At 69.3% G+C, this 24747-nt stretch carries 23 protein-coding genes and 1 pseudogene; 11 read left to right on the forward strand and 13 right to left on the reverse strand.

Annotation, left to right across the window (positions count from 1 at the left end; genetic code table 11):
• The first annotated feature begins 51 nt into the window (after window positions 1–51).
• The 4 genes from ULB03_RS06250 to ULB03_RS06265 all read left to right on the forward strand — a co-directional run bounded on the left by ULB03_RS06250 (window position 52) and on the right by ULB03_RS06265 (window position 5153).
• Window positions 52–1032: an adenosine kinase gene (locus tag ULB03_RS06250; RefSeq protein ID WP_322482381.1), complete on the forward strand. Its 981-nt coding sequence runs from the start codon at window positions 52–54 to the stop codon at window positions 1030–1032.
• Window positions 1033–1203: 171 nt separating this feature from the next.
• Window positions 1204–1737 (forward strand): inorganic diphosphatase, encoded by a 534-nt coding sequence (ppa, locus tag ULB03_RS06255; RefSeq protein ID WP_004271346.1) that lies wholly within the window; start codon window positions 1204–1206, stop codon window positions 1735–1737.
• A 202-nt stretch (window positions 1738–1939) separates the two neighbouring features.
• Complete coding sequence (locus ULB03_RS06260; protein ID WP_322482382.1) at window positions 1940–4663, forward strand: bifunctional acetate--CoA ligase family protein/GNAT family N-acetyltransferase; 2724 nt, start codon at window positions 1940–1942, stop codon at window positions 4661–4663.
• Window positions 4664–4856: 193 nt separating this feature from the next.
• Complete coding sequence (locus ULB03_RS06265; RefSeq protein ID WP_145736604.1) at window positions 4857–5153, forward strand: hypothetical protein; 297 nt, start codon at window positions 4857–4859, stop codon at window positions 5151–5153.
• Window positions 5154–5200: 47 nt separating this feature from the next.
• On the opposite strand, the gene xth is transcribed toward ULB03_RS06265, so the two are convergent.
• Window positions 5201–5995, reverse strand: a complete 795-nt coding sequence (gene xth, locus ULB03_RS06270; protein ID WP_322482383.1) for an exodeoxyribonuclease III — start codon at window positions 5993–5995, stop codon at window positions 5201–5203.
• Window positions 5996–6156: 161 nt separating this feature from the next.
• On the opposite strand from xth, the gene ULB03_RS27570 reads away from it, so the two are divergent.
• Complete coding sequence (locus ULB03_RS27570) at window positions 6157–6483, forward strand: glutathione peroxidase (protein WP_463605628.1); 327 nt, start codon at window positions 6157–6159, stop codon at window positions 6481–6483.
• A 41-nt stretch (window positions 6484–6524) separates the two neighbouring features.
• The gene (locus ULB03_RS27575; protein WP_463605629.1) at window positions 6525–6698 is read left to right on the forward strand and encodes a hypothetical protein; all 174 of its coding nucleotides are present in this window, start codon (window positions 6525–6527) and stop codon (window positions 6696–6698) included.
• Window positions 6699–6814: 116 nt separating this feature from the next.
• Here ULB03_RS27575 and ULB03_RS06280 read toward each other — a convergent pair whose 3' ends face one another.
• The 6 genes and pseudogenes from ULB03_RS06280 to ULB03_RS06305 all read right to left on the reverse strand — a co-directional run bounded on the left by ULB03_RS06280 (window position 6815) and on the right by ULB03_RS06305 (window position 13168).
• Window positions 6815–7597, reverse strand: coding sequence for a gamma-glutamyl-gamma-aminobutyrate hydrolase family protein (locus ULB03_RS06280; RefSeq protein ID WP_322482384.1), 783 nt, complete (start codon window positions 7595–7597; stop codon window positions 6815–6817).
• 40 nt (window positions 7598–7637) lie between these two features.
• Window positions 7638–8288 (reverse strand): LolA family protein, encoded by a 651-nt coding sequence (locus ULB03_RS06285; RefSeq protein ID WP_322482385.1) that lies wholly within the window; start codon window positions 8286–8288, stop codon window positions 7638–7640.
• A 127-nt stretch (window positions 8289–8415) separates the two neighbouring features.
• Window positions 8416–10086: a DNA translocase FtsK gene (locus tag ULB03_RS06290; protein WP_322483788.1), complete on the reverse strand. Its 1671-nt coding sequence runs from the start codon at window positions 10084–10086 to the stop codon at window positions 8416–8418.
• Window positions 10087–10301: 215 nt separating this feature from the next.
• On the reverse strand, window positions 10302–11198 hold the full coding sequence (locus tag ULB03_RS06295) for a DNA translocase FtsK 4TM domain-containing protein (RefSeq protein WP_322482386.1): 897 nt from the start codon (window positions 11196–11198) through the stop codon (window positions 10302–10304).
• Between the two features lie 162 nt (window positions 11199–11360).
• Window positions 11361–12610 (reverse strand): annotated as a pseudogene (locus ULB03_RS06300) (aminotransferase class I/II-fold pyridoxal phosphate-dependent enzyme).
• 219 nt (window positions 12611–12829) lie between these two features.
• Window positions 12830–13168, reverse strand: a complete 339-nt coding sequence (locus tag ULB03_RS06305) for a P-II family nitrogen regulator (protein WP_322482387.1) — start codon at window positions 13166–13168, stop codon at window positions 12830–12832.
• A gap of 423 nt (window positions 13169–13591) precedes the next feature.
• Between ULB03_RS06305 and ULB03_RS06310 the strand changes: the two genes are divergently transcribed.
• Window positions 13592–14842: a UbiH/UbiF/VisC/COQ6 family ubiquinone biosynthesis hydroxylase gene (locus tag ULB03_RS06310; RefSeq protein WP_322482388.1), complete on the forward strand. Its 1251-nt coding sequence runs from the start codon at window positions 13592–13594 to the stop codon at window positions 14840–14842.
• Between the two features lie 13 nt (window positions 14843–14855).
• Window positions 14856–15701, forward strand: a complete 846-nt coding sequence (kynA, locus tag ULB03_RS06315; RefSeq protein WP_322482389.1) for a tryptophan 2,3-dioxygenase — start codon at window positions 14856–14858, stop codon at window positions 15699–15701.
• A gap of 4 nt (window positions 15702–15705) precedes the next feature.
• On the opposite strand, the gene ULB03_RS06320 is transcribed toward kynA, so the two are convergent.
• Window positions 15706–16077 (reverse strand): hypothetical protein, encoded by a 372-nt coding sequence (locus tag ULB03_RS06320; protein ID WP_322482390.1) that lies wholly within the window; start codon window positions 16075–16077, stop codon window positions 15706–15708.
• A complete protein-coding gene (kynU, locus tag ULB03_RS06325) occupies window positions 16074–17327 on the reverse strand; it encodes a kynureninase (RefSeq protein ID WP_322482391.1) in 1254 nt (417 codons plus the stop codon). The genes ULB03_RS06320 and kynU overlap by 4 nt, the downstream gene beginning before the upstream one ends.
• Before the next feature lie 260 nt (window positions 17328–17587).
• Here kynU and ULB03_RS06330 point away from each other — a divergent pair, with 260 nt between their 5' ends.
• The 3 genes from ULB03_RS06330 to ULB03_RS06340 all read left to right on the forward strand — a co-directional run bounded on the left by ULB03_RS06330 (window position 17588) and on the right by ULB03_RS06340 (window position 22124).
• Complete coding sequence (locus ULB03_RS06330; protein WP_322482392.1) at window positions 17588–20008, forward strand: penicillin acylase family protein; 2421 nt, start codon at window positions 17588–17590, stop codon at window positions 20006–20008.
• 217 nt (window positions 20009–20225) lie between these two features.
• Window positions 20226–21356, forward strand: coding sequence for a hypothetical protein (locus ULB03_RS06335; RefSeq protein ID WP_322482393.1), 1131 nt, complete (start codon window positions 20226–20228; stop codon window positions 21354–21356).
• Window positions 21357–21428: 72 nt separating this feature from the next.
• Window positions 21429–22124, forward strand: a complete 696-nt coding sequence (locus tag ULB03_RS06340) for an RluA family pseudouridine synthase (RefSeq protein ID WP_322482394.1) — start codon at window positions 21429–21431, stop codon at window positions 22122–22124.
• Between the two features lie 4 nt (window positions 22125–22128).
• Here ULB03_RS06340 and ULB03_RS06345 read toward each other — a convergent pair whose 3' ends face one another.
• From ULB03_RS06345 to ULB03_RS06360, 4 genes are read right to left on the reverse strand one after another with little or no spacing between them, the layout of a single operon-like run.
• Window positions 22129–22425 carry a putative quinol monooxygenase gene (locus ULB03_RS06345; protein WP_322482395.1) on the reverse strand — a complete coding sequence of 99 codons (297 nt, stop codon included), beginning with the start codon at window positions 22423–22425 and terminating at the stop codon, window positions 22129–22131.
• Between the two features lie 26 nt (window positions 22426–22451).
• On the reverse strand, window positions 22452–22931 hold the full coding sequence (locus ULB03_RS06350; RefSeq protein WP_322482396.1) for a DUF2269 family protein: 480 nt from the start codon (window positions 22929–22931) through the stop codon (window positions 22452–22454).
• Between the two features lie 3 nt (window positions 22932–22934).
• Entirely contained in the window at window positions 22935–24242 is a 1308-nt protein-coding gene (locus ULB03_RS06355) for an SDR family oxidoreductase (RefSeq protein WP_322482397.1), read from the reverse strand.
• Between the two features lie 26 nt (window positions 24243–24268).
• Window positions 24269–24715 (reverse strand): thiol-disulfide oxidoreductase DCC family protein, encoded by a 447-nt coding sequence (locus tag ULB03_RS06360; protein WP_322482398.1) that lies wholly within the window; start codon window positions 24713–24715, stop codon window positions 24269–24271.
• Window positions 24716–24747 lie beyond the last annotated feature (32 nt).

Genomic DNA, 24747 nt, shown 5'->3' on the forward strand with positions numbered 1-24747 from the left:
CCCCATCTCTATACTGCGCGCCAAGTTTCTTGCCGACCCGGAGGATTTTAAGTGACGGCTGAATTGGATGTGGTGGGGATCGGCAACGCGATCGTCGACGTGATCACGCAGACGACGGATGCCTTCCTGGGCGAAAACAGCCTGGACAAGAACAGCATGCGGCTGATCGACACGGTCGAGGCCGAGGCGCTGTACGCCAAGATGGGGCCGGGCATGGAGATGTCGGGCGGCTCCGCCGGCAACACCATGGCGGGCATCGCCATGCTGGGCGGCAAGGGCGCCTTCATCGGCAAGGTCGCGAACGACCAGTTGGGCCGCGTCTACCGCCATGACATCGAGGCCGTGGGCTCGCGCTTCGTCACCACCGACCTGACGGACGGCACGCCCACCGGCCGCTGCCTGATCCTGGTGACGCCGGACGCCGCGCGCACCATGAACACCTATCTGGGCGCCGCCGTCCGCCTGACCCCGGAGGATATCGACCCGGCGCTGATCGCTTCGGCCCAGGTCACTTACATGGAGGGCTATCTCTGGGACCCGCCGGCGGCGAAGGAGGCGTTCCTGAAGGCGGCGTCGGCCGCCCACGGCGCCGGCCGCAAGGTGTCGCTGTCCCTGTCGGACGCCTTCTGCGTGAACCGCCACCTGGACAGTTTCCGCGACCTGGTGGCCGGGCATGTCGACGTGCTGTTCGCCAACGAGGCGGAGATCACCGCCCTGTATGGCACCGACTTCGACCAGGCGGTGCAGGCGGTGCGCGGCCAGGTGGCCGTGGCCGCCCTGACCCGCAGCGAGAAGGGGGCCGTCATCGTCACCCCCGATGAGATCGTGACCGTGCCGGCCGCCCCGGTGGCCAAGGTGGTGGACACCACCGGCGCCGGCGACCTGTTCGCCTCGGGCTTCCTCTACGGCTATACCCGGGGGCGGGACATGGCGGCCTGCGGCCGCATGGGCGCCCTGTGCGCCGCCGAGATCATCAGCCATTACGGCGCGCGCTCGCAGGCCGACCTGGGCCAACTGGTGGCCGGCGTCTGACCGCCCTGGCGGGAACGGGTATGGCGGGAACGGGTACGCCGGTTGCGCCGCTATACCTTGTCCCAGCTTTTTTTCGCAGGTGCACTCGCATAGACTGCGCCGCGCCGGCCCCCTCGGGGCCGATCCCATCATCACGGTTCAACCGTTTGTCGTGACGCAAAGGCAACTTCCATGGACATGAGCAAGATCCCGGTCGGCAAGAACGCCCCGTGGGACATCAACGTCGTCATCGAGATCCCGCAGGGCGGTCAGCCGGTGAAGTACGAGGTGGACAAGGACTCGGGCGCCATCTACGTCGACCGCTTCCTGCACACGGCCATGTACTACCCGGCCAACTACGGCTTCGTGCCGCACACCCTGTCCGGCGACGGCGATCCGGCCGACGTGCTGGTGGTCAGCAACACCCCCGTCGTCCCGGGCGTGGTGCTGCGCTCGCGCCCCATCGGCGTGCTGCTGATGGAGGACGAGGCCGGCATGGATGAGAAGATCCTGGCCGTGCCGGTGGACAAGCTGCACAGCTTCTACACCAACGTCAGCAGCTACAAGGACCTGCCGGAGATCCTGGTGGAGCAGATCGCCCACTTCTTCGAGCACTACAAGGACCTGGAAAAGGGCAAGTGGGTGCGCATCGTCCGCTGGGGCGACGCCGACGAGGCCGCCAAGATGATCAGCGACGCCATGGAGCGCTACAACGCCCAGAAGTAAGCCTGGCTCCGCGCCAAGGATGGAGGGGGCGGTGCCGCAGGGTGCCGCCCCTTTTTCATGGCGCTGAGCCCGGCACCCTTGGTCCGGGCGGCCAATGGGGCTAGGCTTCCGGAAACCTTGAGACATGTCATGGCCCTGCCGCGCGAGGCTGCTATGGTCGGGTCCCACGCCCAATGACGGCAGAGGACAGAGGGAAGGCCGCATGACCATCCGCAACCTGCACCACCTGTTCAAGCCGTCGTCCATCGCCATCATCGGCGCCAGCCGACGACCCCAGACAGTGGGCGCGGTCGTCGCCCGCAACCTGTTCGGTGGCGGCTTCGACGGGCCCATCATGCCCGTGAACGCGGACGAGCGCTCCATCGAGGGGGTGCTGACCTACCCCGACGTGGCCTCGCTGCCCGTGGTGCCGGACCTCGCGGTCATCTGCACGCCACCCGCCACCGTGCCCGACCTGATCCGCCAGTTGGGGGAGCGCGGCACCAAGGCGGCCGTGATCATCACCGCCGGCTTCGCCGAACTGGGCGATGTGGGCAAAGCGCTGCAACAGCAGGTGCTGGATGCCGCCAAGCCCCACCTGCTGCGCGTGCTGGGGCCCAACTGCCTGGGGGTCATGGCGCCGGGCAACGGCCTGAACGCCAGCCTCGTCCATGTGCCGCCGCTGAAGGGCGACATCGCCCTGCTGGCGCAGAGTGCCGCCGTCGTCACCTCCATCGTCGATTGGGCGACCCCGCGCGGCATCGGCTTTTCCCACCTGGTGTCGCTGGGCGGCATGGCCGACGTGGATTTCGGCGACCTGCTGGACTTCATGGCCCAGGATGGGCACACCCGCGCCATCCTGCTGCATGTCGAGGCCATCGCCCACGCGCGCAAGTTCATGTCGGCCGCCCGCGCCGCCGCCCGGGCCAAACCCGTCATCGTCATCAAGGCCGGCCGCTCGGACGAGGCGGCGCGCGCCGCCAGCTCGCACACCGGGTCGCTGGCGGCGGCGGACGCCATCTATGACGCCGCCTTCCGCCGCGCCGGCATGCTGCGGGTGGGGGAGCTGGGCGAGCTGTTCGACGCGGTGGAGACGCTGGCCACCGGGGTGCAAATCAAGGGCGACCGCCTGGCCATCCTGACCAACGGCGGCGGCATGGGCGTGATCGCCACCGACAGCCTGATCGAGCAGGGCGGCCGGCTGGCCCAGTTGTCGCCCGAGGCCATCGCCCGGCTGGACAGCCTGCTGCCCCCGACGTGGAGCCATGGCGACCCCATCGACATCCTGGGCGACGCCACCGGCAAGCGTTATGCCGACGCGCTGTCCATCCTGCTGGAAGAGAAGGGCTGCGACGCCGTCCTGGTGATGAACTGCCCCACCGCCGTGGCCGACAGCGGCGAGGCGGCGCGCGCCGTGATCGAGACGCTGCGCGGCAAGCGCTTCCCCGTGCTGGCCAACTGGCTGGGGGAGGGGGCGGCGGTCGAGGCGCGGCGCCTGTTCGCCGCCAACCGCATCCCCAGCTACCAGACCCCGGACGAGGCGGTGCGCGCCTTCATGCACCTGGTGCGTTATCGCCGGAACCAGGATGAGTTGATGGAGGTGCCGTCCACCGTGCCCGACCAGTTCGTCTATGACGGCGTGGCGGCGCGCATCCCCATCGAGCAGGCCCTGGCGGAAGGGCGGACCTGGCTGTCGGAATACGAGGCCAAGCAGGTGCTGCGCGCCTATGGCATCCCGGTGGTGGAGACGGTGACCGCCACCACGCCGGAGGAGGCGGAAGCGGCGGCCAGGAGGCTGGCCGTGCCCGGCCGCAACAGCCGGCTGGCCGTGAAGATCGTGTCGCCGGACATCACCCACAAGTCGGACCTGGGCGGCGTGGCCCTGAACCTGGCGCCGGACGAGGTGCGGATGGAGGCGGAGGCCATGCTGGCCCGCGTCCACGCGGCCGCCCCCGACGCCCGCATCGACGGGTTCACCGTGCAGCAGATGGCCCACATGCCGGGCGCGGTGGAACTGATCGTGGGCATGACCGACGACCCGCTGTTCGGCCCCGTGCTGCTGTTCGGCCAGGGCGGCACGGAGGTGGAGGTGGTGCGGGACAAGGCGCTGGCCCTGCCGCCGCTGAACATGAACCTGGCGCGCGACCTGATGGCCCGCACCCGCGTCCACCGCCTGTTGCAGGGCTATCGCCATCGCCCGCCGGCGGACCTGACGGCCATCGCCCTGACCTTGAACAAGGTCTCGCAACTGGTGATCGACTTCCCGGAAATCCAGGAACTTGACATCAACCCGCTGTACGCCGGCGCCGACGGCGTCATGGCGCTGGACGCCCGCATCCGCGTGGCGGCGCCACCGGAACCGGGGGCGGTGCGCCTGGCCATCCGCGCCTATCCCAAGCGGCTGGAACAGCACGTCAAAATCCATGACGGGCGTGAGTTCCTGATCCGGCCCATCCGCCCGGAGGATGAGCCGCTGATCCACGATATGATCGCCCGCACCGCCATCGAGGACATCCGCCTGCGCTTCTTCGCGCCCATGCGCCGCCTGTCGCGCACCATGGCCGCCCGCCTGACGCAGATCGACTACGACCGCGAGATGGCGCTGGTGGCCATCGCCGCCGACCCGGCCCCGCCGCCGGCGGAGGGATCGAACCTGCGCCCGGGGGACGAGGCCATCTTCGGCACCGTGCGCATCACCGCCGACCCCGATAACGAGAAGGCGGAATATGCCGTGCTGGTGCGCAGCGACATGAAGGGCAAGGGCCTGGGCTATCTGCTGATGACCCGCATCCTGGACTACGCCCGCACCCGCGGCATCCGCGAGGTGTTCGGCGAGGTGCTGCGCGAGAACGTCACCATGCTGCAGATGTGCCGCGACCTGGGCTTCAAGCAGACCGAATACCCGGACGATCCCGGCATCGTCGAGGTGCATTACACGTTCGGCTGAAAGGGCGGCTGAAAAGGGCCAGGTGAGCAAAGGGGACTGAAGAAGAACCCAAGTCAACAAATTCAATAAAATTGTAGGGACCTTGCCTGGGCGGCAAATGGTCGCCCCTTCGCATCCGCGTGCATGACTGTCCGCTTACTTACGCCGTTGGCGCGTCTTGACTCGACGCCAAGGGAAGCGTTGAGTCATTCGCATGTTTGTCCCGCCCACCATCGCCCAGGCCGTACCAACCCCGGTACTGACGCCGCAGCAGCAGACGCCGACGCAGAACCCGTCGTTCGTCGCGGCGGTCGCGGGTGCGCAAAGCACGGCCAAGCCGGTGGCGACGCAGACGACCGCGGCGGCCCAGCCCACGGGTCGGTCGGAAGGCAGCAAGGACAACCGCAGCGGCACCGACACCGGCCAGGCGACCGACACCGGCGCCAACGCCGTCCGCGCCCGCAGCAGCGGCCACCCCTGGCGCGGCCAATTGCTGGATGTGACGGTTTAAGGGCTGAGTCACCTCACCCGCTAGCCACCGGGCACCGCCACCCGGCGTCAAACATCCAGGTCGATCATCACCGGCACATGGTCGGACGGCTTCGGCCCCCAGCCGCGCGCCTCGCGCAGGACGGTATAGCCCAGCAGGTGCTGCACCAGCGGCGGCGTGACCCAGATGTGGTCCAGGCGTCGGCCCCGGTCGGACAGGCCCCAGTCGGCGGAGCGGTAGGACCACCACGTGTACAGCTTCTCCGACGCCGGCAGGAAATGGCGCACCGCGTCCACCCAGTCCCCCGCCCGCATCATCGCGTCCATCTTCGCCACCTCGATGGGGGTGTGGGAGATGACGTTCAACAGGGCGCGGTGGGACCACACGTCGTTTTCGAGCGGGGCGATGTTGAGGTCGCCCACCAGGATGCGGGGCTTGTGCCGGTCCTCCAGCGCCTCGCCCCAGGCGGCCAGTTCATCCAGGAAGCGCAGCTTGTGCCGGAACTTGTCGTTCAGGTCGGGGTCGGGGATGTCGCCCCCGGCGGGGATGTAGAAATTGTGCAGCTCGATGCCGCCCGGCAGCTCCGCCTGCACATGGCGGCAGTCCTGCCGCTCGCACCACAGCGTGCCACCTGTGCCCGACAGCGGCAGGCGGGAGAGGATGGCAACGCCGTTATAGCTTTTCATCCCCCGGACATGGGCATGGACATAGCCCCGCGCCGCCAGTTCCTTCAGCGGAAAGGCGTCATCCACCACCTTGGTTTCCTGCAGGCACAGGACATCGGGGCCGTAGTCGTCCACCAGGCGCAAGACCATGTCCAGGCGCAGCCGCACCGAATTGATGTTCCAGGTGACGATGCGCATGGGCTTCCCGGCCGGTTTGATGATGAGGGCTGTCCGCTGCATACGACCGCCAGGCGGTCAAGGTCAAACCCATCCGGGATCGCGGGCCCAAATTACATTGTGCGCAATATAATTTGATTTTACCCTGCCCATCCCTTTTTCCAGCACCGGAGCCTGACGCCATGAGCCTCTATGACATCCCGCTGACCCGCCTGAACGGCGCCCCCGCCAGCCTGGCGGAGTACCAGGGCCAGGCGCTGCTGGTGGTCAACGTGGCGTCCAAGTGCGGACTGACGCCGCAATATGCCGGCCTCACCGCGCTGTACGACCGGTTCGAGGACAAGGGCTTCCAGGTCCTGGCCTTCCCCTGCAACGACTTCGCGGGGCAGGAGCCGGGCAGCGCCGAGGAAATCCAGACCTTTTGCGAGCGCAACTACGGTGTCCGCTTCCCGGTGTTTTCCAAGGTCCATGCGAATGGGGGGAACGGCACCCGCTGTACCAGGCCCTGATCGCGGCCCAGCCCAAGGCCCAGCCGAAAGAGGGTGGGCAGTTGCTGGCCAGGCTGGCGCAGCGCGGCTTGGCGCCCAAGAACGACAGCGACGTGGCCTGGAATTTCGAAAAGTTCCTGGTCAGCCGCGACGGCCAGGTCATCGCCCGCTTCGCCCCGGATGTGGAACCGCAGGACCCGACCCTGGTCACCGCCATCGAGGCGGCGCTGGGCTGAACTGCCGGGCGGCGGCGTTAGAGCGAGATGCGATCATGTCTGATCGCATCTCGCTCTTAACTTGTTCATGATAGAGCGGAACGCGATCAGGTGACTACACCTGATCGCGTTCCGCTCTAGGACGCGCGCGTCGCCGCCCGCGCCCGCACCGCGTCGCCGAAGGCCTTGAACAGCGCGACGGCGGCCGGGTCTTCCCAGAAGCGCCATTCGGGGTGCCACTGCACGCCCAGGGCGAAGGTGGCGCCCTCCACCCGCACGGCCTCGATCAGGCCGTCGGGCGCCACGGCCTCCACCGCCAGGCCGGGGGCCAGGCGGTCTATGCCCTGCTGGTGCAGGCTGTTGACGGTCAGGCGCTCCCGCCCGGTGATGCGGGCCATCAGGCCGCCGGCGGTCAGGTCGACGGCATGGGCAGCGCCGTACTGGACCTCCAGCGGCTGCGTCTCGTCATCGCGGTGGTCCATGAGGCCCGGCACGTCCTGCACCTTCTGATGCAGGGTGCCGCCCAGGGCCACGTTCAGCTCCTGCAAGCCCCGGCAGATGGCGAACAGCGGCAGGTCGGCCGCCAACGCCGCACGATACAGAGGCAGGGTGGTGGCGTCGCGGTCCAGATCATGCAGGGTGCCGGGCTCGGACATGGGTCCGTCATAGCGGTCGGGATGCACGTTGCTGGGGCTGCCGGTGAACAGCAGGCCATCCAGGCGCGACACCACCTCCGCCGCGTCATACCGGTCGCCCAGGGCCGGCAGCAGCACGGCCAGGGCGTCGGCGCCGTCCGACACGGCGCGCACATACTTGTCGCCCACGACATGGAAGGGATGGCGCCCCAGGGTGCGATGATCGGCGGAAACGCCGACGATGGGCAATCGGCCGTGGGGCCGGGTGTGGGGAAGGCTGGTCATCGCTGAACCCTCCTTTGCTTAAGGGGCGCCAAGGGAGGCGTCAGTCGCGTTCCTTGCGGCGGCTGGGATCGCGGAAATAGAACTGGCTGTCATCCAGGCTGACGCCCGACTGGGGATCCAGCAGCGCCACCTCGGTGGTGGCACCTTGGGCGTCCAGCACCCGCCACCGCTTCAGGGTGAAGGGTTGTTCCTGGAACATCAAGGTCAGGCGGCCCAGGCCGGGGTCCTTGGTCTGGACCAGCGTCACCTCCAGCACCCCGGCGCTGTCATCCATGGACGTGACGGAGACGTCGCCGGACAGGTGCAGGTCGGGCCGCAGGATGAAGTCGGCCATGGTGCTGCCGATGGGGGCGTTGGACTGTTCCTTCGCCTCCGCGTCCCAGAAATAGACAAAGTGGCCATCGGCCACGATGAAGTTCTTGTTGGGCGGGTCGTAGTCGATCCGCATCTTGCCTGGTCGCTTCAGCTGGAAGGTGCCGCGCACCAGGCTGCCGTCCGGGTTGATCTGCTGGAACTGGGATTTCAGCGTCTGGATGCCGTTCAGGTAGGTTTCCACCTGCGTCAGCTTGGCCTTGTCCTGGTCGGTGAGCTGGGTGGACGGCTTGGCGGCGGCCGTCCCGGGCCACGCCACGGGGGCGAGCGCGACCAGAAAGGCGAGGGGCAGGGCGGCGAGGGCGGTGCGGCGGATCATGATGCCTTCAGGATAGACCGCGCTTTAAGGCGGAATTTGGGTGGCGATACAAGATGTTGGAAAATCGACCGCGAGAGGGGAGGGGGCGTACGTCAGACGTACGCCCGCCGGAACTTCCGCCCTGGGCTTAATTCACGCGCTCATGATCGTCAATGTTCCGGGCCAGGACCTCGCGCTTGCCGACATGGTTGGCTCGGCTGACCACGCCCTCCTGCTCCATGCGCTCGATCAGGCGGGCGGCGCTGTTGTAGCCGATGCGCAGATGGCGCTGGATGAAGCTGGTGCTGGCCTTGCCCTCGCGGCAGACGACGGCCACCGCCTGGTCGTAGAGATCGTCGCCGGAGCTGGCGTTGCCGCCCCCGGCACCGCCGCCCGACCCGCCGTCCTCATCGAAGGGGCTGGCGTCATCCTCCTCCGTCACCGCGTCGACGTAGTTGGGCTCGCCCTGGGCCTTCAGGAACTTCACCACGTCCTCCACCTCCTGGTCGCGGACGAAGGGGCCGTGGACACGGGTGATGCGGCCGCCGCCGGCCATGTAGAGCATGTCGCCCTGGCCCAATAGCTGTTCTGCGCCCTGTTCGCCCAGAATGGTGCGGCTGTCGATCTTGGAGGTGACCTGGAAGCTGATGCGGGTGGGGAAGTTGGCCTTGATGGTGCCGGTGATGACGTCCACCGAGGGGCGCTGCGTCGCCATGATGATGTGGATGCCGGCGGCGCGGGCCATCTGGGCCAGGCGCTGGATGGCGGCCTCGATATCCTTGCCGGCCACCAGCATCAGGTCCGCCATCTCATCCACGATGACGACGATGTAGGGCAGTTCCGTCAGGTCGATGGGCTGGTCCTCGAACACCGGCTTGCCGGTGTCGGGGTCGAAGCCCGTCTGGATGCGGCGGGTCAGCGTCTCGCCATTCTGGCGCGCCTCGCGCAGGCGCATGTTGTAGCCGTCGATGTTGCGCACGCCCAGCTTGGACATGGCGCGGTAGCGGTCCTCCATCTCCCGCACCGTCCACTTCAGGGCCACCACCGCCTTCTTGGGGTCGGTCACCACCGGCGCCAGCAGGTGGGGGATGCCCTCATAGATGGACAGTTCCAGCATCTTGGGATCGACCATGATGAAGCGGCACTTCTCCGGCGGCAGCCGGTAGAGCAGCGACAGGATCATGGTGTTGATGGCCACCGACTTGCCCGAGCCGGTGGTGCCGGCCACCAGCAGGTGGGGCATGCGGGCGAGGTCGGCGATGACCGGCTGGCCGCCGATGTCCTTGCCCAGCACCAGGGCCAGCTTGTGCTGGCTGCGGTCGTAGGTTTCGGCCTCCAGCAACTCGCGCAGGTAGACGGTTTCGCGCTTGGCGTTGGGCAGTTCCACGCCGATGACGTTGCGGCCGGGGACGACGGCCACGCGCACGGACACCGCACTCATGGACCGGGCGATGTCGTCGGCCAGGCCGATGACGCGCGACGACTTGGTGCCCGGCGCCGGTTCCAGTTCATAGAGGGTGACGACCGGGCCGGGATGGACCTTGCCAATCTCCCCCTTCACGCCGAAATCGTCCAGCACGCCTTCCAGCAGCTGGGCGTTCTGGCGCAGGCCGTCCTCGTTCACGCCGGGGCTGCGCACCGACAGGTCGGGCAGTTGCAGGAGGTCCACCGGCGGCAGTTCATATTCGCTGGGCCCATCGGGTTCCAGGTCCAGGCTGGGCTGCATCGGCGCCGGGGCCTTGCGCGCGATTTCCACCGGCTTGGCCTTGGGCGGCACCACGGTGGCCAGGGGGCGGCGGGGTGCCGCCTCGCCCTCCACATCCAGTTCGCCGTCGCGCGGCGGCTCACGGTCGCCGGCGGAGCGGTCCAGGCCGGAGCCGGGACGGTCGAGCGTGGGGATGGACAGGCTGGGTTCCCGCCGGATGCCATCGCCGAAGCCGGGCTCACGCCGCGAAGTGGGGGCCGCCCGCTTCGGCGTCGCCAAGCCCTTAAACCTGTCGGCCAGACCGCCCTTGAGGCCATCGGCCAGGCCGCTCAAGCCACCGATGCCCCCCCAAGGGCGGAGCCGGCGGCGGCGCGCAGACGGCCGGCCAAGCCGCCGGCGGGCGCGGCCGTTTCCTCCGCATAGTCCTCATAGGCCTCATCTTCCGCCTCGTACGCCGATCCGGGGGCCGACCGGGAAGCCGATCGGGCCGGCTCGAGCGCGCGGCGGACGGAGGCGGGCTTGGGTCCGACGGCGGGCCGCCATTGGCCCACCCGGCGCAGGAAGCCATAGGTGGCGCCCACGGCGGCGAAGGCCTGGTAGAAGGGCACGCCCAGGGCCACCACGATCAGCGCCACGGTGGCCAGCGCCATGACCAGGCCCAGCAGCAGCGGGCTGCTCCACCCCACATGGCCAACGATGAAATGATCGATCAGGGTGACGATGACGCGGCCGGCATTGCCGCCGGCGCCACCGCCGAAGGGGGCGGAGATGCCGCCCAGGGACACACCCGCCAGGGTGATGGCGAACAGCCCGGCGGCGATGCGGCCGGCCCAGAAGCTGGGCGGGTCGTGGCGCAGGATGCGCACGCCCCAGCCGGCGACGATAACGGCCAGCAGATAGGCCGCCAGGCCGAAGCACTGCACCAGCACGTCGGCGGTGTAGGACCCGAAGGCGCCGGCCACGTTATGCACGGCGGTGTGCGGCCCGGCCGTGTTCCAGGACGGGTCGTTGGGGTCGTAGCTGAACAGGATGGCGGCCAGCGCCAGCGCCAGCAGCACGACGCACAGACCGCCCATCTCCGTCGCGCGGCGCATCAGGAATTGCGACGCCCCCTCGGGCAGCAGGCTGCCGCGGCGGCGCTTTCCCGGGCCGGTGGGCGCGGGGCCGGGGGACAGGGGGTCGCGGTTGCCCCGGGAACCGGGGTTGGAGGCAAGGCGGGTCGTCATGGGCCGTCGCTCGTTCCTGAAGACTTACGGGCGTGGGTCAATATCGGAATCGGTGCCCTGGCCGGTTGGGGGGCCGGTGAGGGCGGTGGGCCGGTTCCAGGGAGTAAACACGGTATCAGGCAACTTTATGTCAGGCCAAAAACCGGGCGTGCCCGGTGCCGGTCATCCCAGCACCCGGGCGATGGTCTCACAGGCGCGGGCCACGGTTTCGGTGTCATGCACCAAGGCCACGCGGATATAGGGGTGGCCGGCATTGCTGCCGTCCGGTTCCGACCGGGTGAAATAGGCGCCGGGCAGGACGCGCAGGCCCGCCTCCCCCCACAGCCTGCGGGTGGCGGCCTCGCCGTCGCCCACGTCCAGCCACAGGAAGAAGCCGCCGGCCGGACGGTAAAAGCCGTAACGGCCGGCCAGCGCCGCTTCCGCCGCGTCGATCTTCTGCCGGTAGAGGCGCCGGTTCTCCTCGACATGCGCGTCGTCGTTCCACAGCGCGGCGGCGGCGGCCTGGGCGGGCAGGGCGTTGCCCGCCAGGGCATAGCTGCGCAGGCGGGTGAAGGCCTGGATCAGCGCTGGATCGCCCGCGATGAAGCCGGAGCGCAAGCCGGCGGCGCTGGACCGCTTGGACAGGGAGTTGAAGACCAGCAGGTTGGCAGTTCCCTGGCCCGCTTGCCCCTGGCCGGCCCCCTCGTTCTCCAAGGCCAGCGCGGCCTCGAACCCGCCGGGGGGCGGGGCCTTGTCCCAGATTTCGGCGTAGCATTCGTCCAGCGCCAGGACGAAGCCGTGGGCGCGGGCCAGGGTAATGGCCTTCTTCAGGTACGCCAAGTCCGCCACCGCCCCTTGCGGGTTGGACGGCGTGCACAGGTACATCAGCGCCGTGCGGGCCAGCAGGTCGGGCGCCAGGGCGTCCAGGTCGGGCAGGAAACCGGTCTGCCGGGTAGCGGGCATGAACACCGGCTCCGCCCCCGCCAGGGCGGCGGCCCCCTCGTACACGGCGTAGAAGGGATTGGGGATCAGCACGGCCGGTTGACGGCCATCCTTGAGCTGCGGCGTGGCCAGCAGCGCCACCTGGAACAAGGCCTCCCGCGTGCCGGTGGCGGGCAGGATGCCCTTGTCCACATCCACGAAGCCGGCGGGCAGGCCGTAGCGGCGGCAGAGCCACCCATGGACGGCGGCGCGGAAGGGGGCGGTGCCGATGGTGGGGGATACTTGCCCCAATCCGCCAGCGGGGCGCTGGCCAGGGCCTGGGCCAACAGGGCCGGCGGCTCATGCTGCGGTTCGCCGATGGACAGCATCAGGGGAGCGGCGTTGCTGCGCGGCGTCACGTCGGCCAGCAGCGCCGCCAGGCGGGTGAACGGATAATCCGACAGTCCGCTCAAACGGCCGTTCAAGGACGGGCCCATGATCGGACTCGTCATGACGGGAACCCGGGTATCGGCCGTCAGGTGCATGGGAAAAATCATATCCGGCATATCGGGAAAGGCGGCCCCGATATTAGCGGCGGGCCGTGGCCCCCACAAGGCCCACGGCGTGCGGACCGCCCTGCCCTGGCGCGCAAAAGCGCCTTAGAATCCGTGGATTTGCCCCTAAATGCTTAGAAACCCGATGAAAAGCGCGAGCCAACCTATCCCATAAGATCATAGGGCCGGCTGCCCGCGCTCCCCCGTGCGGATGCGCACCGCCTCGGCGATGTTCATGACGAAGATCTTGCCGTCGCCGATGCGGCCGGTATTGGCCGTAGCCTGTATGGTTTCCACCACGCTTTCCATCTGGTCGTCGGGCACCGCCACCTCGATCTTCACCTTGGGGAGGAAGTTCATGGCGTATTCCGCCCCACGGTAAATCTCTGTCCGGCCTTGCTGGCGGCCACAGCCCCGCACCTCGCTGACCGTCACGCCCAAATGCCCCATGACCGCCAAGGCCTCACGCACTTCATCCAGCTTGAACGGCTTCAACACCGCCACCACGAGCTTCATCGGCAGTCCTCAAAGGCCCGGGACCCCGAAGGGTCCCTTTTGGGGGAAGCCCCATGCGCCGGGGCGCCGCCCACCGCCGGGGCGCGCCGGTTGGCGGGGCCTGTTGGGCCCTCCGGTCTTCAAGAAGCGTGCCGCGTTCACAGAATTGTCGTCGCTAACCCGAAAGAGCGGCCGGAGAAAGGGGGCCGCCATGGATACGCGAGCGGGATGCGCGGGCCAAACCGCCCCGTTTGCGCGCAGCGGGTGCCGATAAATTATGCCGCAGGGGAGGGCTTATCGGCAAAGCGCAGGCAATTGCATAAATTATAGGCAGAGACGGCCCGAGGAACCATCACACGCACGGTACTGGACAAGTGACCGCGCCACCGCGATCTATAGGGGCTGAAACTCCATCCCCTTGCCCCCGTTGCCAAGGCGCCGCCGATGTCCACCGAAGCCCCCCTCCCCACCGCCGAAACCGATCTGGTCGCGGATGTCGCCATCGTGGGCGGCGGCCTGGCCGGCCTGTCGCTGGCGGCGGCCCTGGGCACGGCGGGGGTGCGCACCATTTGCATCGACCGCGACAGCCCCGCCCATCAGCTGGAGGCGACCTTCGACGGGCGCACCACCGCCATTTCCCATGGCAGCATGAAAATCCTGGAGGGGGCGGGGGTGTGGGCCCACCTGAATGGCGACGCTGGTCCCATCCTGGAAATCCGCGTCACCGACCAGAACCGTCCGACCTTCCTGCACTATGACCACCGCGAGGTGGGCGACCAGCCCTTCGGCTACATCGTCGAGAACGTGGTGCTGCGCCGCGCCCAGTTCGCCCGCCTGGCGGAGCTGCCGTCCGTCACCCACCTGGCCCCGGTGGAGGTCGCGTCGCTGGATCGGGGTCCGACCATGGCCACCATCACCCTGGCCGACGGCCGCCGCGTGCGCGCCCGCCTGGTGGTGGGCGCCGATGGCCGGGGCAGCCTGTGCCGCAAGGACGCCGGCATCGGCCTGATCGGCGGCAGCTATGACCAGACGGCCATCGTGGTGACGGTGGAGCATGAATTCCCGCACCACGGCGTGGCGGTGGAGCTGTTCCTGCCCAGCGGGCCCTTCGCCATGCTGCCGCTGACCGGCAACCGCACCTCCATCGTCTGGTCGGACAAGAGCGCGGCCGTGCCCCATTACATGGGCCTGGACGACGCGGCCTTCACCGCCGAGCTTCAGGCCCGCATCGGCGATTGGCTGGGGGCCGTGCGCCCCATCGGCGGCCGTTACAGCTTCCCCCTGTCGTGGCAACACGCCCAGCGCTATGTCGACCGCCGGCTGGCGCTGATCAGCGAGACCATCCACGCCATGCACCCCATCGCCGGCCAGGGGCTGAACATGGGCCTGCGCGACCTAGCGGCCCTGGCGGAGGTCATCGTCGACGCCTGGCGCCTGGGCCTGGACGTGGGCGGCACCGCCACGCTGGAGCGTTACCAGCGCTGGCGCCGGTTCGACAATGTCAGCCTGCTGGGCGTGACCGACGGCCTGACCCGTCTGTTCTCCAACGACATCGCCCCGCTGAAGCTGGCGCGCGGCCTGGGCCTGGCGGCGGTGAACGCCCCGCCCCTGCTGCCGCTGAAAAAGCTGTTCATGCGCCACGCCATGGGCGTCGTGGGCGAACTGCCGCGCCTGGTGCGTGGCGAGCCCCTGTAAGAAGACGCCGCCCATGACGCAGGAAAAGAAGACCGGTGCCGTCGACCTGACGGGCGAGGGCATCCACCAGCGGCCCGACCTCAGCTATGGCGCGTACCTGGGCCTGGACCAGTTGCTGGCTGCCCAGCATCCCCGCTCGGACCAGCATGACGAGCTGCTGTTCATCGTCATCCACCAGGCCTCGGAACTGTGGATGAAGCTGAGCCTGCATGAGCTGCGCGCGGCCGTGCGCCAAATCCAGGCGGACGATGTGGGCCCGGCGCTGAAGATGATCGCGCGCGTCAGCCGCATCCAGGCGCAACTGATCCAGTCCTGGGACGTGCTGGCCACCATGACGCCGGCGGATTACAGCCTGATCCGCCCGCATCTGGGGCAGAGCAGCGGTTTCCAGTCCTATCAGTACCGCCAGCTGGAATTCCTGCTGGGCAACAAGAACGCCGGCATGATCACCGTGCACCAGGGCGACCCTGCCATCCATGCCGAGCTGATGGCCGCCTACGCCCAGCCCAGCCTGTATGACGAAACCCTGCGCCTGCTGCACCGTCGGGGCTTTGCCCTCCCGGCCGGCCTGCTGGACCGCGACTGGACCCAGCCGCACCAGGCGCATCCGGCGGTGGAGGCCGCCTGGCTGGCCGTCTACCGCGACCCGCACGAGCATTGGGAGCTGTACGACCTGGCGGAAAAGCTGGTGGATTTGGAATACCGCTTCCAGCAATGGCGCTTCAGCCACATGAAGACGGTGGAACGCATCATCGGCTTCAAGCCCGGCACCGGCGGCACCGGCGGGGTCAGCTATCTGGTGAAGGCGCTGGACCTGAAGTTCTTCCCGGAACTGTTCAGCGTGCGGACCAGCCTATAGCCGCTCATGGTTCCGGCGGCGTTACCGGCGACACCTTGTCCACCCGGCCATTACGGATATGCACGCTGATGGAGACAAAGCCCGGATCTTCCGTCACCGGGATACCTAGAAACAGGCTGTAGCTGTCGGGAGCGGTATTCGCGGCTTCACCGGGAGCTGGTGGCTCGCTGATGAAGCCTATGCTCCGCACACGGGCGCCTTCCGCCTCGGCAACGTGCCTGGCGTCATCGGCGGTCATGCCGACGTGGATCTCCCCATAGACCTTGCGCAGGGTGTCATAGGCTGTTGGGAGGTCGGACGTTCCCCGGCCATGGCTGGCAAGCACCAGAAAAAGCAGGGCGCCCACTAGCAGCAATAGCCGCGAACGGGGGATCACGTCACCGCCGCCCGCTCATGGAAGCGCGCCTCCCGCCACAGGCCCGTCTCCATGATGTCCACCAGATGATCCACGGCGTCCCAGACATCCACGTAGCGGATGTAGAGGGGGGCGAAGCCGAAGCGCAGGACCTCGGGCGCACGGAAGTCGCCGATGACGCCGCGCTCGATCAGCGCCTGGACGATGGCGTAGCCCTGGTCGTGCCCCAGGCTGACCTGGCTGCCCCGCTGGGCGCTGTCGCGGGGACAGAGGACCTGGAAGCCATGGGCGCCCAGGCGCTGGTCCACCAGCTCCAGGAACAGGTCGCCCAGGCGGCGGGACTTGGCGAACAGGGCGTCACGGTCGGCGGCGGCCATGATCTTCACCCCTTCCTCCAGCGCCGACAGGCCGATGACCGGGGGGGTGCCGCAGAGGTGGCGCAGGATGCCGGGGGCCGGGTGGTAGTCGTCGCCGAAGGCGAAGGGCGCCGCATGGCCCATCCAGCCGGAGAGGGGCGGGCGAAGGGCATCCTGGTGGCGGCGGGCGACGAACAGGAAGGCCGGGGCACCGGGGCCGCCGTTCAGGTATTTGTACCCGCAGCCCACGGCCAGGTCGGCGCCGCAGCCGTTGAGATCCACCGCCAGCGCCCCGGCGCTGTGCGACAGGTCCCATAGGGCCAGCGCCCCCACGGCATGGGCCTTGGCCGTCAGGGCGGCCATGTCGTGCACCCGGCCCGTCTTGTAATGCACATGGGTCAGAAGCAGCAGGGCCACGTCCGGGGTCAGCGCGGCGGCCAACCCCGCCGCCGGCACGGTGCGCAGCTCGACATCGCCCAGCAGGTCGGCCAGGCCCTGCATGACATAGAGGTCGGTTGGGAAATTGCCCGGTTCCGACAGGATGACGCGGCGGCCCTGGCCCGGGTTGCGGCGGCGCTGCAACGTCACGGCCCCGGCCGCCAGCTTGAACAGGTTGGCGGAGGTGGAGTCGGCGGCGATGACCTCGCCGGCGTCCGCCCCGATCAGCGGGGCGATCAGGTCGCCCACCCGGGTGGGCAGGGTGATCCAGTCGGCGCTGTTCCAACTGCGGATGAGGTCCACGCCCCATTCCCGGTCCACCACCTGGGCCAGCCGGGCGCGGGTGGCGCGGGGCAGGGCGCCCAGGGAATTGCCGTCCAGGTAGATGACGCCGGGGGGCAGGTCGAAGGCGTCGCGGGCCGCCGCCACCGGGTCCCGGGCGTCCAGCGCCAGCATCGCGTCACGTGTCCAGGCCATGGCCGGCCTCTCCCAACCGTTGTTGATGGCGTCCGACCATACCCAGGGCGCGCCGGCGGCACCAAGCCCAATCGAGGGGGCCAATCGCGGTTGCCCCATCCCGCCGACACGGTGTTGGCGTACTTGGGATTTGTTGCCTTCGGCGGACACATTGGATGAGAATGCGCCGCCGCCGAGGCGGCCGGGCCCACGGTGCCTCCGCGCAAAGGGGCCTTCAGCCGAGGGGCGGCTCAAAACAAGCCTGACGCATGGGGACAGGAATGGAAGCGAAGACCGACCGCCGCAGCGGGCGCCGGGTTCTGGCATGGTTGGGCGGGATCGCCGGCGTGGCGGTGGTGGGCATCGCCGGCCTGGGCACCTGGTCGGCCTGGAGCCTGAACGCCAGCCTGCCCCAACTGGAGGGCACGGCCGCCATCCCTGGCCTGTCCGCCCCGGTGACGGTGGAGCGGGACGAGAACGGCGTGCCCACCCTGACGGGCCCCGACCGCACCAGCCTGATGTACGCCCTGGGCTTCCTGCATGCCCAGGAGCGGTATTTCCAGATGGACCTGATGCGGCGCAGCGCCGCCGGCGAGTTGTCGGAACTGGTGGGCCCGGCGATGGCCAAGGAGGACACCCCCCGTCGCCTGCACCGCTTCCGCGCCCGGGCCCATGCCGCCGTCGAGCGGTCCGGCCCGGAGGAGCGGGCGATGCTGACGGCCTACACCGCCGGCGTGAACGCCGGGCTGAACGGCCTGAAGCGCGCCCCCTTCGAGTATACGCTGCTACGCCAGCAGCCCAAGCCGTGGAGCCTGGAGGACACGCTGCTGGTCGTGGACGCCATGTATTTCGACCTGCAGTCCTCTGACGGATGGGAGGAGCGCCGCCTGGCGCTGGCCATCGACCAGATGGGCCCCGCCATGGCCAACTTCCTTTATCCCCAGGGCACGGAGCTGGACGCCCCCCTGGACGGCAGCACGCTGCCCGAACCGCCCATGCCCGACAGCTACACCCCCGCCGTCAAGATGGGGGCGGTGGCGCCTGAGCAGGGCGAGGGGGAGGCGATGATCCCCGGCAGCAACAACTGGGCGGTCAGCGGCGCGCTGACCAGCACGGGGGCCGCCATGGTGGCCAACGACATGCACCTGCGCCTGTGGGCCCCCAACACCTGGTACCGGGCCCGCCTGGTGGTGAAACCCGCCGGGGCCGACGCCCCCACCCTGGACCTGATCGGCGTCACCCTGCCCGGCAATCCCCTGCTGGTGGTGGGCAGCAACAAGCGCATCGCCTGGGGCTATACCGACGCCTATGTCGACACCGGTGACGTGGTTGTCCTGGAGCCGGTGGACGGCGACGCCGACCGCTACAAGACGCCGGACGGGCCCAAGACCCTGGAGAAGCACCGGGAGGTGCTGTGCCCCGCGCCGACCTGTCCCAGCATCACGGTGGAGGACAGCGACTGGGGCCCGGTGGTCGGCACCGACGCGCAGGGGCGCAAGCTGGCCTATCGCTGGGTGGCGCATGACGTGGGGGCGGAGGTGATGTCCGCCGGAGCGGCCCTGGAACGGGCAGGATCGGTGGATGAGGCGGTGGCCATCGCCCACCGGCTGCCCATCCCCAATGAGAACATGATGGTGGTCGACGCCAAGGGCAACCTGGCCTGGACCATCGTCGGCCTGGTGCCGCGCCGCTTCGGCCATGACGGCACGCTGCCCGTCAGTTGGGCCGATGGCAAGGCGGGCTGGAACGGCTATCTGTCGCCGGCGGAGGTGCCGGTCATCGCCAACCCCGCCAACGGCCGGCTGTGGACGGCCAACACCCGCGTGGTGGGCGGCGACGCGCTGGCCAAGCTGGGCTTCGGCGGCTATGCCCTGGGCGGCAGGGCCGGCCAGATCCGCGACGACCTGGCCGCCCGCGACCATTTCGCCGAAAAGGACATGCTGGACATCCAGCTGGACGACCGGGCGCCCATGCTGGACTTCTGGCAGCGGCTGATGCTGCAGGCCCTGGGCGAGCGGGCCAGCGACCAGGCGCTGGCCAACCTGGTGGCGCCGGTGGAAAGCTGGGGCGGCAGGGCCGCCATCCCCTCCGTCGGGTATCGCCTGGTGCGCAGCTTCCGCACCGCCGTGGTCGACAGGCTGTACCAGGCGTACACCGCCCCGCTGGCGGGACCCGCCGGGGACCACGCCGGCGACCTGGTCAGCCACCAGGCCGAAGGGCCGGCGCGCCGCCTGCTGACGGCCAAGTCGCCCGGCCTGGTGCCGCCCGGATACAAAAGCTGGGACGCCCTGATCGACGCCGCCCTGAAGGATGTGCGTGAGCGCCTGGCCCAGAACGGCGGCGACATCGCGCGGTTCACCTGGGGCGACCGCAACCGCCTGGCCATCCACCACCCCCTGTCGACCGTGGCCCCGGTGCTGGCGCCCTACCTGGACCCGCCGTCGGAGCCGGTGGCCGGCGACCTGTTCCAGCCGCGCGTGACGGCGCCCAGCTTCGGCGCCTCGGAACGCCTGGTGGTGTCGCCGGGGCATGAGGACACCGGGCTGTTCCACATGCCCACGGGGCAGAGCGGCCACCCGCTGTCGCCCTATTACAACAAGGGGCATGAGGACTGGGTGCAGGGCCGCGCCACGCCGCTGCTGCCCGGCGCCACCCGCTGGCGCCTGACCCTGGCGCCCGCGCCGGCCAGCGCCACGCCCTGACCCTTCATGTTGCGAAACGCATGATGGCATTGATGGCGATGTCGTCATGCTTTCGGCAATTCCTGCCGGCTTTTTGCAGGCACCCGGCAGGACTTTCCCGCGCCACCCTGTCCTAAATGCCAGGGCTTATGCAGTAATGCATTGATTCCGCTTGAATCGTTGCATGGCCCGCCGCGTGCTTGGGCATCCCCGGTTTCATCTGCGGGGTGCCTGCATCATGGATGGTGGCGTTGTTTCCGGCCTGAGTTCGACCGAGTCCGCCGGCCTGGAGACGGAGGCGCCCAACGGTTCCTTCGCCCGGGCCTATCAGGAGGCGCACGCCGCCGCTGGCATCCAGCGCCTGGCCGTGACGCCGGTGCTGGAGATGATGGACATGACGGGCGACGCGCACGCGCTGGACGCCTATCTCGCCCGCGCCCATGCCGACCTGGCGCTGACCAGCGACAACGTCGACCGGCTGAAGGGCAACCTGCACCTGGTCTTCCTGTTCCGTGACTTCCGCCACCGCCTGGTCCGCGCCATGGAGCGCATGAAGGACACGGGCGCCGGGCCCTTCGCGGCGTTGCCCGACTGGATGAGCGCCCACCACCGTTTCGGACTGCTGCGCACCGCCGGCTGCCTGGGCCTGAACAAGGAACTGGACCTGTGGATGGCGGACCTTGAGGCGCGCGGGGCCCCGCAGGCGCCCATCGCCTGCCCCTTCGGCCGCATGGCGCGGGCCGCGGGCCGCTTCTTCTCCGCCTCCGCCCTGTATCGCCGTGCCGACCATTCGGTGCTGAGCATCGCCAAGACCGGCAGCAACACCGCCCTGCATGTCTGCTGGAGCCTGGTGGAGGCCGCCTATTATCTCGGCGTGGACCTGCCGCCGGCGGAATGGCGGGCCATGCTGTGGCGGTCGCGCAAGGAGATCGCGACCCTGGCCTCCGGCAGCCTGGGCATGATCGTCGCCTTTCTGGAGGCCGCCCACCTGCACCCCCATGGCGACTCGGCCGTGAACCCGACCACGCAGGAGGGCTCGCCTTTCCGCCTGGTGGGGGAAGGGGCGGATCGCCGCCTGGACCTGCGGCTGGACGGCATCGCCCCGGTCACCACCGGCCACGACCGGCTGTTCACCGGCTGCCCCGCCTTCCATGTCAGCGGCATGATCGAGACCTATCTCACCTGGGTGCTGGACATCGCGCTGCACCATGGGCTGAACCGCCAGCCGGTCGCCGCCCCGGTCCTGGGCTCCACCCTGGGCCTGGCCCCGGTCTTGGCACCCAGCCAACTGGGCGCCACGGTGCCGTCGCTGGGTGCCGGTCGCGCCATGACCCAGCAGGTGGCGGCGGGGCCGGCACGCGACCCCTGACCTTGATTGGCGGGGCCTGACGGGGTAAGGCCTGGGGCGAGCGCGGCGCGCGCCCTGAAGGACCCCATCGCCATGAAGCCAGAAGACATCCAGGCCCGCGTGCTGTACCGCGACGCGCTGATGCTGATCATCGACAAGCCGGCCGGCCTGCCCGTGCACGCCGGCCCCGGCGGCGGCGACAACCTGGAACGCCACTTCGACGCCCTGCGCTTCGGCCTGCCGCGGGCGCCCACCCTGGCCCACCGCCTGGACCGCGACACCAGCGGCTGCCTGGTGCTGGGCCGCCACCCCAAGGCGCTGCGCAAGCTGGGCAAGCTGTTCCAGGAGGGACGGGTGTCCAAGACCTATTGGGCGGTGGTGGCGGGATCACCGCCGGCGGAGGAAGGCCGTATCGAGGCCAGCCTGTTCAAGCGCACCAACAAGAACGGCTGGAAGATGGAGGTGGTGCCCGAGGGCACGCCCGACAGCCAAGCCAGCGTCACCGATTATCGGGTGCGCGGCCGGGCGGAGACGCCGGACGGCCCCCTCACCTGGGTGGAGCTGTATCCCCGCACCGGCCGCACCCACCAGATCCGCGTCCACATGGCCCATGTCGGCTGTCCCCTGCTGGGCGACCCGGCCTATGGCGGCCCCGCCGGCGCCCTGCACCTGCATTCCCGCGGCATCGTCCTGCCGCTGTACCCCAGCCGCGACCCGGTGGGCGCCGAAGCCCCCGTGCCCGCCCATCTGCGGGCAGCGCTGAAGCGCTGCGGCTGGGCGGGGGAGTGAAGCCTCACAGCCACAGCGGATCGATGGGAAAACGGGTGCGGACGACCTTCCCGTCCGCCTGGGCCAGCATCCAGGTGCGCCAGGCCTGGAAATAGGCGCCGGCGTAATGGGCGTCCAGGGCCGCCTGGTCCTCGAACACCTCCCACACATAGTAGACGCCGGGTTCGTCCTTGGCCGCCGCGAAGTCGAAGCGGCGGCAGCCCGGCTCCAGCCGCGTCTGCTCGACGTTAACCTGCTGCAAGGCCAGCGCCTTCTGCCGCAGTTCGGGGGCGACTTCCAGGCGGATCAGTTGGGCGATCATCAGGTGGTGTCCTTTGAGGATGGGAATCAGAGGGTGGGCTTGGTGACCATCAGCCAAAGGATGCCCAGCACCGCGGCGAAGGCGGGGAAGCCGAAGGCGAACCAGACCCGGAACAGACGGAAATAGGCGGGCGGCAGCGGCTGGCCCGCACGTACCGCCGCCCGCGCCAGATTCCGCAGGCGGATCTGCATCCACACCACCGGCAGCCAGAAGGCGCCGGTGACGGCGTACAGGATGAGGCTGAGCCCGATCCAGCCGCTGAACAGGGGATATCCCGCCAGGTGGGCCAACGTGCCGCCGGTCAGCGGCTGCGCCACCACGGCGGACGCCGTGAAAAGGCTGTCGGCCACCACCACGATCTGGGCGGTATGGGCGACCAGGGCCGCGTCCCGGGTGCGATGGGCCATCAGCATGAAGAAAGCGATGCCGGCCCCCGTGCCGAACAGCACGGCGGCACCGATGATGTGAGCGACCTTCACCACGTCGTAGAAGTCCATCAGCGACATCCGTCAGCGCTCATCCAGCAGGGCCAGGGCCGCCAGCGCCAGCATCGCCGCCGGCAGGGTCTTGAGAAAGGGGCCCATGGGGTCCAGCCACAAGTCCGGCCGCCACAGCGTACCGCCCACCATGTACGCGCCCGATACCGCGACCATGCCCAGGAGGGCCGTCTTGGCCCGCCGCCGGAAAACGACGCCCACACCCAAGGCGATGTCGACGGCCGATCCCAGCAGCACGGCCAGGGTGGCCGGCGCCTGCGCCATACCCGCCATGGTGAGGACGCCGGTGGCCTGCGGCACACGGCAGAAGCCGGTCGCGCCGGACAGGATCCAGAAAAGCGCCAGCGTTGCCATCATTGCTGGCTTCAGGACATAGCTTTTGGCGAACCAGCGTTCCTGCACCCCGGCGGGGTAGGCGGTCAGCATGTCAGCCAGCGACAGGGGCTTGAACCCCAGTTCGCGTTCCAGGGCATGGCCGTCGCCGGCGATGCCGGCGCGCAGTTGGTCCAGGGTGGCCGTGCGTAACGGGCTGCGCCAGCCGGCCCAGGCCAGGGCGTCGGCGCCCTTGGCCACCAGCCGCGCCATGCCGGGAGGCAGGCGCCACAGGGGTGCCGGGGGCAGGCCCAGCCAGCGCCGCAGGGCGCCCACCAGGTCGGCCATGGCGATCACCTCGGGATGAACCAGATCGATGGCGCGTCGCGGTGGGGTGTCGGGCCGTACCGCCACGGCCACCGCCCGCGCCACATCGGTCGCGGCCACCACCTGCACCGTGGCCTCGGCATGGACGACGGGCGTCACGATGGGCAAGGCGGCCAGGCCGCGTAACAGGGCGCTGCCGCCATAGGCGGCGGGCGCCAGCACCAGGCCGGGGCGCAGGATGATCCAATCCAGATCGCTGGCGCGCAGCAGATCCTCGGTCGCCAGCTTGGTATCGTTGAACCGATCGCCCTGGACGCCCAGGGCACGATGGGCGGCGACACCGGCGGCGGAGATATGGACCAGGCGCCGTACGCCTTGCCGTACGCAGGCCGCCGCCAGGCGGGCGACCCCGTCACGGTGCACCGCCGCCAAATCGTCCCGCGGGCCATCCTGCAGCGCGCCGGCGCAATTCACCACCGCCTGGACATCGGCCAGCAGGGGCAGCCAATCCTCCACCGTCGCCGTGGCCAAGTCGACGCGGACCCAGCCCACCTGGGGCGATTGCCGCGCGGGCCCGGTGATGTCGCGGCCGGCGCCGGTGACGGCGTGCCCCTCGGCCAGCAGACGCGCCACGACGTAGGTGCCGATCAGCCCATAGGCCCCAATGACCAGGACGCGCATGCCCCATCCCCCCTGGGCCGGCCCTCTTACAGGATGAACCGGTCCCGCTGTTCCGGGGTGGGAAGGTAACAGACAGCCCGCGCGCCGAACCAGCGCAAGCGGTTGCGCGCGACCAGGCTGTAGAGCGCGTCGCGCAAGGGTCGGGGCAGCAGGCGGGCCAGGGTCAGCAGCGACCACGGAAAGCCCAGGCACTCGAACACGCGGATGGAACTGTCGGACTTCACCCGCGCCACGCCGTCCTCCAGCACCAGGTTGGTCTGGTAGTCCACGGGATCGAGCCCGTAATGCCGGTAGAGTGCCGCCCCCAGGGGCGTCTGCGCCGCCATCAAGCGGAAGCGACCGGCCGGGTCGTGCCGCATCACGAACTGGGCGAAGCCGGAGCAGAGGACGCAGTGGCCATCGAAGACGATGATGGGCTTGTCATCCGGAAACGCCGGCACCGACGGGTCATCACGATAGCTGTACGCGGCCATGGCGCTTTGTCCTGACAGGCAAGTCCGTCACC

Origin of the sequence: Nitrospirillum goiasense (assembly GCF_034427435.1) — a bacterium.
Lineage (GTDB): Bacteria > Pseudomonadota > Alphaproteobacteria > Azospirillales > Azospirillaceae > Nitrospirillum.

Excerpts from the sequence above, each read along its gene's own strand:
- ULB03_RS06265 (WP_145736604.1), top strand. The coding sequence starts at position 4,857 with ATGTTTGTCCCGCCCACCATCGCCCAGGCCGTACCAACCCCGGTACTG.
- ULB03_RS06260 (WP_322482382.1), top strand. The coding sequence starts at position 1,940 with ATGACCATCCGCAACCTGCACCACCTGTTCAAGCCGTCGTCCATCGCC.
- ULB03_RS06345 (WP_322482395.1), bottom strand. The coding sequence starts at position 22,425 with ATGATCGCCCAACTGATCCGCCTGGAAGTCGCCCCCGAACTGCGGCAG.
- kynU (WP_322482391.1), bottom strand. The coding sequence starts at position 17,327 with ATGGCCTGGACACGTGACGCGATGCTGGCGCTGGACGCCCGGGACCCG.
- ULB03_RS06280 (WP_322482384.1), bottom strand. The coding sequence starts at position 7,597 with ATGACCAGCCTTCCCCACACCCGGCCCCACGGCCGATTGCCCATCGTC.
- ULB03_RS06305 (WP_322482387.1), bottom strand. The coding sequence starts at position 13,168 with ATGAAGCTCGTGGTGGCGGTGTTGAAGCCGTTCAAGCTGGATGAAGTG.
- ULB03_RS27570 (WP_463605628.1), top strand. The coding sequence starts at position 6,157 with ATGAGCCTCTATGACATCCCGCTGACCCGCCTGAACGGCGCCCCCGCC.
- xth (WP_322482383.1), bottom strand. The coding sequence starts at position 5,995 with ATGCGCATCGTCACCTGGAACATCAATTCGGTGCGGCTGCGCCTGGAC.
- kynA (WP_322482389.1), top strand. The coding sequence starts at position 14,856 with ATGACGCAGGAAAAGAAGACCGGTGCCGTCGACCTGACGGGCGAGGGC.
- ULB03_RS06335 (WP_322482393.1), top strand. The coding sequence starts at position 20,226 with ATGGATGGTGGCGTTGTTTCCGGCCTGAGTTCGACCGAGTCCGCCGGC.
- ULB03_RS06355 (WP_322482397.1), bottom strand. The coding sequence starts at position 24,242 with ATGCGCGTCCTGGTCATTGGGGCCTATGGGCTGATCGGCACCTACGTC.
- ULB03_RS06285 (WP_322482385.1), bottom strand. The coding sequence starts at position 8,288 with ATGATCCGCCGCACCGCCCTCGCCGCCCTGCCCCTCGCCTTTCTGGTC.
- ULB03_RS06350 (WP_322482396.1), bottom strand. The coding sequence starts at position 22,931 with ATGTCGCTGATGGACTTCTACGACGTGGTGAAGGTCGCTCACATCATC.
- ULB03_RS06340 (WP_322482394.1), top strand. The coding sequence starts at position 21,429 with ATGAAGCCAGAAGACATCCAGGCCCGCGTGCTGTACCGCGACGCGCTG.
- ULB03_RS06330 (WP_322482392.1), top strand. The coding sequence starts at position 17,588 with ATGGAAGCGAAGACCGACCGCCGCAGCGGGCGCCGGGTTCTGGCATGG.
- ULB03_RS06360 (WP_322482398.1), bottom strand. The coding sequence starts at position 24,715 with ATGGCCGCGTACAGCTATCGTGATGACCCGTCGGTGCCGGCGTTTCCG.
- ULB03_RS06295 (WP_322482386.1), bottom strand. The coding sequence starts at position 11,198 with ATGACGACCCGCCTTGCCTCCAACCCCGGTTCCCGGGGCAACCGCGAC.
- ULB03_RS06310 (WP_322482388.1), top strand. The coding sequence starts at position 13,592 with ATGTCCACCGAAGCCCCCCTCCCCACCGCCGAAACCGATCTGGTCGCG.
- ppa (WP_004271346.1), top strand. The coding sequence starts at position 1,204 with ATGGACATGAGCAAGATCCCGGTCGGCAAGAACGCCCCGTGGGACATC.